The following is a 10953-nucleotide window of genomic DNA, read 5'->3' as shown; positions in this document are numbered from 1 at the left end:
GCTGACTTCTTCAACAAACACCAACCGGTTCCCCGACGGGTCGCTGATGCTCATCTCGCGGCTGCCCCACGGCGTGTCTTCAATACCGGGCTTGGCGTTGCGGTAATTCCTGGCCAGCAATTGTTGCTGGTACGCTTCCAACCCTTGAGCCTGAATCCGCACCGCCGCACCTGGCGTGCAATCGCCATGGTGCTCGGACAGGTGCAGCACACATTCCCCCAGCGACACCTGCAAGTACAGCGGAAAGTTGTCTTCAAACCGGTGCTGCCAATCGACCTTGAACCCCAGGAAATCGACGTAGAACTCCAGGGTTTTGGCCTCGTCGAAACTGCGCAAGATGGGGGTGACTTTTCCTAAGTGCATGGCGATTGCTCCGTGTTTGAGAGCCGCCACTATAGATTGGCAAAACCCTTTCGCAAATCCCCGCTGCGCGCCAGGAATCGTCCGGGACGCTGCCCGTTGGCTTGACCGTCGCTGTAGCTGAGCACGCCGTTGACCCACACACCGTCAATCCCTTCCGCCGCGCGCTGCGGCTCTTTGAAGTCCGCCACATCCCGCACCCGCAACGGATCAAACAGCACCAGGTCGGCCCAATGCCCTTCACGGATCTCACCGCGCCCGGCCAGGCCAAAGCGCGCCGCCGACAGTCCGGTCATCTTGTGCACGGCGGTGTGCAGCGGGAACAAGCCAAGGTCCCGGCTGAAATGCCCCAGTACCCGGGGAAACGCGCCCCACAGACGTGGATGAGGAAACGGATCTTCCGGCAAACCATCCGAGCCAATCATCGACAGCGGATGCGCCAGGATGCGCTGCACGTCGGTCTCGTCCATCCCGTAATACACTGCCCCGGCGGGTTGCAGGCGGCGTGCGGCGTCCATCAGCGGCACCGCCCACTCGGCGGCGATATCCTGCAGATCCCGCCCGCCCATTTCCGGATGCGGCGTAGACCAGGTGATGGTGATGCGAAAGGCATCGGTGACTTGCTTGAGGTCCAGGGTCGAAGAGCTGGCCGCATACGGGTAGCAATCGCAGCCCACCGGGTGGGTCTTCGCCGCGTGTTCCAGCGAGGCCAACAACTGCGGACTGCGCCCCCAGTTACCGGCGCCCGCGCACTTGAGGTGGGAAATGATCACCGGCGCCTTGGCATGCCGGCCGATCAGAAAAGCCTCGTCCATCGCCTCCAGCACCGGTTCGAATTCGCTGCGCAAATGGGTGGTGTACACCGCGCCATACGCCGTCAGTTCTTCACTCAACTGCAGCACTTCATCGGTCTCGGCGTTGAAGGCGCTCGCGTATGCAAGCCCGGTGGATAAACCCAGGGCACCGTCCGCCAGACTCTCCTGCAACTGCACGCGCATCGCGGTGATTTCACCCGGCGTGGCGGTACGGTGCAGGTCGTCCATATGGTTGCTGCGCAGCGCGGTGTGGCCGATCAGCGCCGCCACATTGACGGCCGGGTGGGCGTTTTCCACCGCCGCCCGGTAATCGCTGAACCGTGGGTAGGCAAAGGCCTCGGCGGTGCCCAGCAGGTTCATCGGGTCCGGCGGATCAGCCTGCAAGCTCACGGGCGAGGCGCTGATGCCGCAGTTGCCGACAATCACCGTGGTCACCCCCTGGCTCAGCTTGGGCAGCATCTGCGGGTGACGGATCACCACCGTGTCGTCGTGGGTGTGCACGTCGATAAACCCCGGCGCCAATACGCGCCCGGCAGCGTCGATTTCATGCTCGGCGCTGTCCCGGGACAGGTCGCCGATCTTCTCGATACGGCCCTCGTGCACTGCCACATCGGCGACATAGCCGGGGGTGTTGCTGCCATCAATGATCAGCGCCTGGCGGATCAGCGTGTGGTACTTCATCTCAATCTCCAAGCGGCAGGCTGTCAGGGCCGCCGCGATAATCGTCCAGGGCCAGCTTGATCCGTCGCAGGCGTTCCTGGTTGTCGTCCGGCATGGCCAAGGCCAGCTCGGTAGCGAGCACGTCGATGGCCAACAGCATTCCGTAGCGCGCCGCCGTTGGCTTGTAGATAAAACTGGTTTCGGCCGGTTGCAGCGGCAGCAGCACGTCGGCCAACTGCGCCAGCGGGGAGTCCGGCAGGGTGATGGCGATGATTTTTGCGCCGTAGTTGCGTGCCAGCGCCACCACGCCCAATACCTCCGGGGTGATGCCGGTCAGCGAGCAGACGATCAGCGCATGCTCCGGGCCCAGGGTGGCGGCGGTCACGCGCATCATCACCGGGTCGTGGCAGGCGTTGATCGAGTAGCCCAGGCGCACCAGGCGCACTTGCAACTCGTCGCTGCACAGGCTCGACGGCCCGCCCATGCCGAACGCGTGGATCATCCGCGCATTGCCCAGCAGGCTCACGGCGTCGACAAAACTGCGCTGGTTGAAACCGGACAGGTGCCGGCGCAACGTCGCCTCGATATCGCTGAGAATCTGCCGGTGAAACGCCGACTGCTCCGGCAGGCCCGCCGGGTCGAGGAAACGGCTGCCGACACCGCTGGCCTGGGCCAGTTGCAGGCGCAGGTCACGCAGGTCGCGGCAGCCGACGCTGCGGGCAAAACGCGACAAGGTGGCGGTGCTGACCTCGGCCCGTTGGGACAACTCTTCCAGGCTGGCGGACGCTGCGAAACCGACGTCATCAAGCATCAACTTGGCGATACGCCCTTCGCCGGCGCTGAAGGAATCCTGGCGGGCGCGGATCTGGTAGAGGATGTCCATCGGTTCGGCTCCGGGTTACAAGATGCAGGACAAACCATAAGTCAGACCGAAGGCGACCACCGAAATCAGGGTCTCCAGCACGGTCCAGGTCTTGAAGGTCTGGATCACCGTCATATTGAAGTATTCCTTGATCAGCCAGAAGCCGCCGTCGTTCACGTGGGAAAAGATTACCGAACCCGCGCCGGTGGCCAGCACCAGCAATTCCGGGTGTGGATAACCCAGGCCCATCGCAACCGGTGCGACCACGCCTGAGGCCGTGGTCATGGCCACGGTGGCCGAGCCGGTGGCGATGCGCATCAGCGCGGCGAACAGCCAGCCCATCACCAAAGGCGACAGGTTGAAGGCGTGGGCCAGGCCGAGGATTTCATTGGTGACCCCGGCGTCCACCAGAATTCGGTTCAAACCACCGCCCGCGCCCACCAGCAAGGTGATGCTGGCGGTCGGTGCCAGGCATTCGTTGGTGAACTTGAGGATCGACTCGCGGTTGAAGCCCTGGGCCAGGCCCAGCGTCCAGAAGCTCACCAGGGTCGCCACCAGCAGCGCAATCACCGAGTTACCGATAAACAACAGGAACTGGTTAAAGGCGGTGCCCGGCGTGGAAATCAGGTTGGCCCAGCCGCCGATCATCATCAGCACCACCGGTAACAGGATGGTGCCCATGGTCAGGGCGAAACTCGGCAGGCGGGTGCGCGGCTCGCGGTCGATGAACTGGCGCTCCAGCGGGTTTTCCGCGGGCAGGTGAATGTGCGGCACGATAAATTTGGCGTACAGCGGGCCGGCAATGATCGCGGTGGGTATGCCGATCAAAATTGCATACAGCACCGTCTGCCCGACCGAGGCGTTATAGGCCAGCACCGCCATCATCGCCGCCGGATGCGGCGGCACCAGCGCATGCACCACCGACAAGCCCGCCACCATCGGCAGGCCGACCATCAGGATCGACACGCCCACCCGCCGCGCCACGGTAAACGCGATCGGCACCAGCAACACAAAACCGACCTCGAAAAACAGCGGCAGCCCCACCAGGAACGCGATACACACCATTGCCCAGTGCGCGTTACGCTCGCCGAACCGGTTGATCAGCGTGCGCGCCACCTGCTCGGCGCCACCGGACTCGGCCATCATCTTGCCGAGCATGGTGCCCAGCGCGACCACCAGCGCAATATGCCCCAGCGTCTTGCCGACGCCCGCCTCGTAGGAGCCCATGATCGTATCCGCCGGCATCCCGGCCAATAGCGCCAGGCCGATGGACACCAGGGTGATGACGATAAACGGGTTGAGCCGGTAACGCGCGATCAATACGATCAATGCAATGATGGCGATGGCGGCGTAGATCAACAGCCAATACCCCGGTGATGCGGCCATGCGGTACTCCTCGGAAAGGGTCACGTCGAATAGTTTGTGAAAGTCATAAATCATTAACGAGGTGGATTTTCAATTTTTATGAAAGTAATTTTCGCCCACAGACACGCCCTGTCGCACAGGGATATGCCCTGGGTCAGTGGATGAAAATTCGGGGGGCGTTCTTACATGAAGATCGCCGGGGCTGGAAACTCAACTGCGCAGGCCGAGTCTTAGACTGCACACCGACTCATGACCAGGAAAACCCAGAATGAATCGTAACCCCCTGCTTGTTCCTTTCGCCGCCGGCGCACTGTTGCTGGCCTTGTGCGGCACGGCCTCGGCCGATGAGAACCCGGCACTGAAAAAATGCATGGATGGCGCCAACACCACCGCCGACATGGTCGATTGCAACGCCAAGGAAACCAAGGTGCAGGACGCGCGCCTGAATACCGCCTACAAAACCGCGATGACCGCGATGGAAGGCAACCGCAAGCAGCAGCTGCAGGACGTACAACGCCAGTGGCTCAAGTTTCGCGATGCCAATTGCGGCTTCATCGGCTCGGCCACCGGCGGCACCATTGATCAGGTCAACGGCTCCGGCTGCGTGCTGGACATGACCCAGACCCGCGCCCAGGAACTGGAAAACCTGGTCGGGCCATGATCGTTCCCACGCTCTGCGTGGGAATGCATCCTGTGACGCTCCGCGTCACGATTTTAAGAGCGGACGCGGAGCGTCCAAAGCGGCGTTCCCACGCAGAGCGTGGGAACGATCATCGCACTTCAACAACGGTCAGTCGTGCTGCACCCGGGCGCGCTTGAGCAGTTTGCGGCAGCGCTCGGACAGGTGCAGCACCCGCAAATGCTTGCCGGCCTTGGCGTAGCGCTCGCGCAGGGTCATCAACGCAGCAATCGCTGAATAGTCGACGAAGCTCAAGTGACGGCAATCCAGCGTCACCTGGGCCGGGTCGTTGGCCGGATCGAAGCGATTCAAAAACGGCGTGGTCGAGGCAAAAAACAGCGTGCCGTGCACCCGATAGAGTTTGCTGCCGTCCGCTTCCATGTGTTCATCCGCGTACAACTCGCGCGCCTGCTGCCAGGCGAAGTTCAGCGCCGCAATCACAATCCCGCACAGCACCGCCGTCGCCAGGTCGGTGAACACGGTAATCACCGTCACCGCCATGATCACCAGCACGTCGTTGAGCGGCACCTTGTTGATCACCCGTAGGGACGCCCAGGCAAACGTCTGCTGGGACACCACAAACATCACCCCCACCAGCGCCGCCAGCGGAATGCGCTCGATCAGCGGTGACAGAAACAGAATGAACAGCAGGATCATCACCCCGGCAAATACCCCGGAGAAGCGCCCTCGCCCGCCGGAGCTGAGGTTGATCACGGTTTGTCCGATCATCGCGCAGCCGCCCATGCCGCCGAACAGGCCCGAGACCATGTTGGCGGCACCCAAGGCCACGCTTTCGCGGTCCGGGTAGCCGCGGGTTTCGGTGATTTCGTCGGTGAGGTTGAGGGTCAGCAGGGTTTCCAGCAGGCCGACCATGGCCATCAGGATCGCGTAGGGCGCGATGATGTGAAGGGTTTCGAGGGTCCAGGGAATCTGTGGCAGCGCGAAGGTCGGCAGGCCGCCGGCGATGTGGGCCATGTCGCCCAGGGTGCGGGTCGGCAGGCCGAGCAGGTACACCGCCAAGCCAACGCCGAGGATCGCCACCAGGGCTGGCGGTACGGCGCGGGTCAGGCGCGGCAGCAGGTAGACGATGGCCATGGTGGCCGCGACCAGCCCAGTCATTACGTACAGAGGCGTGCCGCTGAGCCAGGTGTCACCGCTCTTGAAATGCTCCAGCTGCGCCAAGGCAATGATGATCGCCAGGCCGTTGACGAACCCGAGCATCACCGGGTGCGGCACCATGCGCACCAGCTTGCCCAGGCGCAACAGGCCGAAGGCGACCATGATCAACCCGCCCAGCAACACCGTGGCCAGCAGGTACTGCACGCCGTGCTGCACCACCAGCGCGACGATCACCACCGCCATCGAGCCGGCGGCCCCGGAGACCATGCCAGGCCGGCCGCCGAACAGCGCGGTGAGGGTGCAGATGATGAATGCGCCGTAGAGGCCCATCAGCGGGTTGAGATGAGCCACCAGGGCAAAGGCGATGCATTCGGGCAGCAAGGCAAAAGACGTGGTGAGTCCGGCCAGGGCGTCGGCGCGCAGACGGGTGAGGTTCATTGAAGTACCGGGGAGTTGCGGGGGATAAGGCTGGGGATGGTACGGAATTGGGCGGGGTGGGGCTAGTGTTGGGTAAGACCGTTGGACCGAGTCGCCCCTTTCGCGAGCAAGCCCGCTCCCACATTTGACCGCATTCCAAAGTTGGAACTCGGTTAAGTGTGGGAGCGGGCTTGCTCGCGAAGAGCTCGCCTCGGTCTCAAGCGAACATCACACCATCTCGTTGCGAATCCACTCCACTACGGAGGTCCGCTTCGGCGCCCATCCCAGCAATTCCCGGGCATGCTTGCCGCGAACCCGGCTGTTGGAGCCCAGGCCATAGTTGGCCATTTCATAACCCCACTCGGCCTCGGCATCCGCCAATGGCCAGTCCTGTGGTTTACCCAGCTTCAGCGCTTCGGCAATCGCGGTGGTCATGTCGACAAACGCCGCCTCGCCACTCTCCACAAAGTAGAAAGTGCCCGGCACATTCTTTTCCAACGCCAGGAGGTACAACGCAACCACGTCTTCAATGTGCACGTTGGACCAGATGTTCTGCCCGGTGCCCACATGCCGCACTACACCGCTTTTGCGTGCCTGCTTGAGCAAGCGTGGCAACTGCACGCTGTCGCGCTTGACGCCCAGGCTGTGACCGTAGATCAGGGTGTTGCAGATCACTGCCGAGTTCACGCCATCTTTGGCTGCAGCCAGGATCAGGTTGTCGATGGCCACGCGAGCAGCCTTGTCGACAGTCGGCGCCGGCAGGTTGTCTTCAAAGTAGATGACATCGCTGGACTTACCGCCCGACGCATCGCCGACGATGCTCGAACCGCTGGTGTGCAGGAAGGTTTTGTTGGAACCGCGCAGCGCGGCCAGCAAGGTTTCCACGGCGCCGCGATGGTCGCTGCTGGCGGCGTTGATCACCGCGTCAGCTTTCTTCGCCTGCTCGGTCAACAGCGCGCTGTCATCCAGCGTACCGATCACCGGCGTGATACCCAGTGCCGTCATTTCCGCAGCCTGTTCGGTGCTGCGCACCAGGCCGGTGACGTTATGGCCGGCCTTGACCAGGCCAGTGGCGATGGAACCGCCGATAAAACCGGCAGCGCCGGTAATGAATACGTTCATGGAGGTGTCTCCCTGCGTGAGTAATTGATGGCGTCAGTATTGCGGACCTATCCATTCCGAATAAGTCCGTATTGCCCAATTCAATCTTGCGCAGAGGTCACGAATCAGCTGGCGTAGCTGGCCAGCTTGCCCTGGATAAAGTCCAGGAAGCACTGGATGCGCAAGGCCAATTGCGAGTTGCGGTAGTACACCGCATTGATCGGTTGACGATAGCCGCTGTTGAACTCGGCCAGCACCGGTATCAGGCGCCCGGTCTTGATGTCCTGGGCGGTCATGAAGTCCGATAAACAGGTGATGCCCTGCCCTTCCAGCGCCAGCTGGCGCAAGGTTTCACCGCTGGAAGCGGCGACACCGGGCTGGATTTGCCAGCGATCGCCGTGCACATGGCGCAACGGCCAGTGGTTGAGGGTTTCGGTCTGGGTGAAGCCGAGCAACGTGTGTTCGGCCAGTTCGGCAACGGTGGTGGGCGTGCCGTGCTGTTCCAGGTACGCCGGGCTGGCGAGGATATGCAGCGGGCTGCACCCCAGTGAGCGGGCGTGCAACGTCGAGTCGGCCAGGGCACCGATACGGATCGCGATGTCGGTGCTCTGTTCCAGCAGGTCGATGATCAGGTCGTTGCTGTTCAGTTCCAGCTGGATATCCGGGTACAGGCCACGAAACTCGGCGATGTACGGCACGATCGCATGCAGCATGAACGGCGACGCCGCGTTGATCCGCAGGCGCCCCGACGGGGTTTGCTGGCGCGACGACAGGCGTTCTTCCAGGTCGTCCATCTGCTCGAGGATCACCTTGGCCCGCTCGAAGAAATACTTGCCCTCTTCGGTCAGGTCCATGCGCCGGGTGGTGCGATTGATCAGGGTGGTGTCGAGCTTGGCTTCCAGGCGCGACAAGGTGCGGCTGACCGCCGACGGCGTCTGCCCGACCTGCTCGGCTGCGGCGGAAATCGACCCGCATTCAATCACGCAGACGAAGATCTGTAGCTCATCGGATCGGGCTTTCAACGTGAATCCTCTTTATAGCGGCTGCACGGATACTAGCCGCATTACAGACTCAGGTTAAACACCTGTGCCAGATGCTGTTCATAACGCGCCACGTCGGCTTCGATGGCCGGGCGTTTCATCACGTCCACGCACAGGAAGGTCGGCAGGCCGGTCATGCCAAGGAACTCGTTGGCCTTGTGGAACGGGAAATACACCGCGTCCACGCCCTTGGCTTCGAAGAAGTCGGTGGGGTCGTCGAACGCTTGCTGGGGAGCGTTCCAGGTCAGGGACAGCATGTATTGCTTGCCCTGGATCAGGCCGCCGCTGCCGTATTTCTGCGACGAGTCGGAGCGGGTGCGGCCGTCGCTGGCGTACAGGCTGCCGTGGCCTTCGGTGAAGACTTCATCAATGTACTTCTTGACGATCCACGGAGCGCCCATCCACCAGCCGGGCATCTGGTAGATGATCACGTCGGCCCAGAGGAATTTGGCGACTTCTTCGGCCACGTCGTAGCCGGCGTCGATGTGGGTTTCCTTGACGTCGATGCCGCCACGGTCCAGTACCGCCAGGGCGGCTTCATGCAGGGTGCTGTTGTAGCGACCGTCGGAATGGGCGAATTTCTTACCGCCGTTGAGCAGGAGTACTTTTTTCATAGGGGGTGCCTAAAGATTAAAAATGTCTGAAGGCAGGGTAACGGGGTCGGTGCTTTGGAATAAGCGTCCCGGCGGCAAAATACATTTGACCAAGGCGCACGAATCAACGGCATATTGTTAACCACTGATCAGCAGATGACCTCCCAGCGCGGCCATGCCGATAAAGAACACCCGCTTGAACAGCACGGCACTGATGCGCTGGCGCAGGGCCTGGCCCAGCCACATCCCGAGCAGCGCGGGAACCAGCGCCAGCAACGAGGCGTTCAATTCGCCGCCGCCCAGGCTGCCACGCCAGAACAGCCCGGCTGCCAGCGCCAGGGTCGACACGGTGAACGACAGCCCCAACGCCTGCACCAGCTGATCGCGGTTCAAGCCCAACGCTTGCAGATACGGCACCGCCGGTATCACGAACACCCCAGTGGCCGAGGTGATGACCCCGGTCAGCACGCCGCACAGCGGGCCCAGCCAGCGCTCGGTGGCCGGGCTTACCTTGAACGTCGGCAGCAACAGCCCGCTCAAGGCATACACCAGCAGCGCGCCGCCCAACGCCCGCACCACCCAATGCCCGCCATCCATGCCCAGCCACACCGAGCCCAGCCCGGTGCCGAGGAAAATCAGCAGGAGCATCGGCCACAGGCGTTTGATCAACGCGCTCAGGTGACCGCCGAAGGCCAGTTGCCAGAGGTTGGTGACGGTGGACGGGATGATCAGCAACGCCGCAGCCTGCGCCGGTAACATAGCCAGGCCGAGCATGCCCATGGCGACGGTGGGCAGGCCCAGGCCGATGACGCCCTTGACCGTACCGGCCAGCAGGAAGGTGCCGATCACCAGCAATGTCAGGGCCGGGCCGAGGTTTTGGTAGAACGCGAGTAAGGTATTCATGGGTCGATTTTGCAGGTTTGGGTGATGTCTGAAAATTCGCCATATACTGAGGCAGCCTCTTGTTTTGCATGAGGCAGATGGCCTCTTCGCGAGCAAGCCCGCTCCCACATTTAGATCTGTGAACCCTTTCAAAATGTGGGAGCGGGCTTGCTCGCGAAGAGGCCCGTACAGACACTGAGATCCCCAGCACATGCACTTTGACCTGATCGACCTGCGCCTGTACCTGCACATCCTCGACACCGGCAATATCACCGCCGGCGCCGGCCGCAGCCATTTGTCCCTGGCGGCGGCCAGTGCGCGGATCCGGGCGATGGAAGCCTCGCTGGGCATTGAGTTCCTGGAACGTGGCCGCCGTGGCGTCACCCCGACTGCTGCGGGTAAAGCCCTCGCCCGTCACGCCCGCCTGCTGTTGCAGCAAGCCGATCACCTGCAGCAAGACCTCGCGGAATACGCCAACGGCGTCAAGGGCCAGGTGCGCCTGCTGTGCAACACCACCGCCCTGAGCGAATACCTGCCGGAACTGTTGGCGGACTTTCTGCACGAGCACCCCAACCTCGACATCGACCTGCAGGAACTGCCGAGCCTGCGCATCACCCACGCCTTGCGCCAGGGCGCGGCAGACCTGGGGATTATTTCCGACGCAGTAGACACCCACGGCCTGCAAACCCTGCCCTTTCGCGACGACCCGCTGGTGCTGATCATGCCGCTGGATCACCCGCTGACCGGGCGCACCGTGAGTTTTATCGACAGCTTGCAGCACGACTACGTGGGCCTGGCCGCCGACAGCGCGCTGGCGGTGTACCTGGAGGAACAGGCATTGCACGCAGGCTTTCGCTTGCAGACACGCATCCGCGCTGATGGGTTTGACGGGCTGATTCGCATGGTCGCCCGGGGCGCCGGGCTGGGGATCGTGCCCCTGGCCGCGCTGGAACGCTGGCCGTTGGAGCGGCGCTTCAAGGCCCAACCCCTGAGCGAGGATTGGGCCTGTCGCAAACTGCTGTTATGCGCCCGCGAGTTCGAGCAATTGCCGGGTTATGCC

Annotated in this window: 11 protein-coding genes; 2 read left to right on the top strand and 9 right to left on the bottom strand. The window is 62.6% G+C overall.

What is annotated here, in order from left to right; all coding sequences use genetic code 11:
* From JV201_RS03465 to JV201_RS03450, 4 genes are all read right to left on the bottom strand, one after another.
* The coding region (locus JV201_RS03465; protein WP_219406522.1) for a glyoxalase superfamily protein at positions 1-363 on the bottom strand (363 nt) is incomplete at its 3' end.
* Between the two features lie 29 nt (positions 364-392).
* Positions 393-1856, bottom strand: coding sequence for an amidohydrolase family protein (locus JV201_RS03460; protein WP_219406521.1), 1464 nt, complete (start codon positions 1854-1856; stop codon positions 393-395).
* A gap of 1 nt (position 1857) precedes the next feature.
* The gene (locus tag JV201_RS03455) at positions 1858-2718 is read right to left on the bottom strand and encodes a MurR/RpiR family transcriptional regulator (RefSeq protein ID WP_102368042.1); all 861 of its coding nucleotides are present in this window, start codon (positions 2716-2718) and stop codon (positions 1858-1860) included.
* Between the two features lie 15 nt (positions 2719-2733).
* Complete coding sequence (locus tag JV201_RS03450) at positions 2734-4137, bottom strand: gluconate:H+ symporter (protein WP_023659375.1); 1404 nt, start codon at positions 4135-4137, stop codon at positions 2734-2736.
* A gap of 193 nt (positions 4138-4330) precedes the next feature.
* On the opposite strand from JV201_RS03450, the gene JV201_RS03445 reads away from it, so the two are divergent.
* Positions 4331-4723: a lysozyme inhibitor LprI family protein gene (locus JV201_RS03445; protein WP_003212286.1), complete on the top strand. Its 393-nt coding sequence runs from the start codon at positions 4331-4333 to the stop codon at positions 4721-4723.
* 129 nt (positions 4724-4852) lie between these two features.
* Here the strand turns inward: JV201_RS03445 and JV201_RS03440 are convergent, their stop codons facing one another.
* From JV201_RS03440 to JV201_RS03420, 5 genes are all read right to left on the bottom strand, one after another.
* Complete coding sequence (locus tag JV201_RS03440) at positions 4853-6298, bottom strand: SulP family inorganic anion transporter (RefSeq protein WP_008436699.1); 1446 nt, start codon at positions 6296-6298, stop codon at positions 4853-4855.
* A 207-nt stretch (positions 6299-6505) separates the two neighbouring features.
* Positions 6506-7399 (bottom strand): NAD-dependent epimerase/dehydratase family protein, encoded by an 894-nt coding sequence (locus JV201_RS03435; protein WP_102605600.1) that lies wholly within the window; start codon positions 7397-7399, stop codon positions 6506-6508.
* A gap of 104 nt (positions 7400-7503) precedes the next feature.
* Positions 7504-8400, bottom strand: a complete 897-nt coding sequence (locus JV201_RS03430) for a LysR family transcriptional regulator (RefSeq protein WP_003212293.1) — start codon at positions 8398-8400, stop codon at positions 7504-7506.
* A 41-nt stretch (positions 8401-8441) separates the two neighbouring features.
* Positions 8442-9032 (bottom strand): NAD(P)H-dependent oxidoreductase, encoded by a 591-nt coding sequence (locus JV201_RS03425; RefSeq protein ID WP_008436691.1) that lies wholly within the window; start codon positions 9030-9032, stop codon positions 8442-8444.
* Between the two features lie 117 nt (positions 9033-9149).
* Positions 9150-9914: a sulfite exporter TauE/SafE family protein gene (locus JV201_RS03420; RefSeq protein ID WP_177054745.1), complete on the bottom strand. Its 765-nt coding sequence runs from the start codon at positions 9912-9914 to the stop codon at positions 9150-9152.
* A gap of 190 nt (positions 9915-10104) precedes the next feature.
* On the opposite strand from JV201_RS03420, the gene JV201_RS03415 reads away from it, so the two are divergent.
* Positions 10105-10953 (top strand): LysR substrate-binding domain-containing protein (locus tag JV201_RS03415; protein ID WP_219406520.1); only part of this gene is annotated, 849 nt, incomplete at its 3' end.

This window comes from Pseudomonas sp. Colony2 (genome assembly GCF_019382755.1).
GTDB lineage: Bacteria > Pseudomonadota > Gammaproteobacteria > Pseudomonadales > Pseudomonadaceae > Aquipseudomonas.
This window is presented reverse-complemented; position numbering and strand designations above follow the sequence as displayed.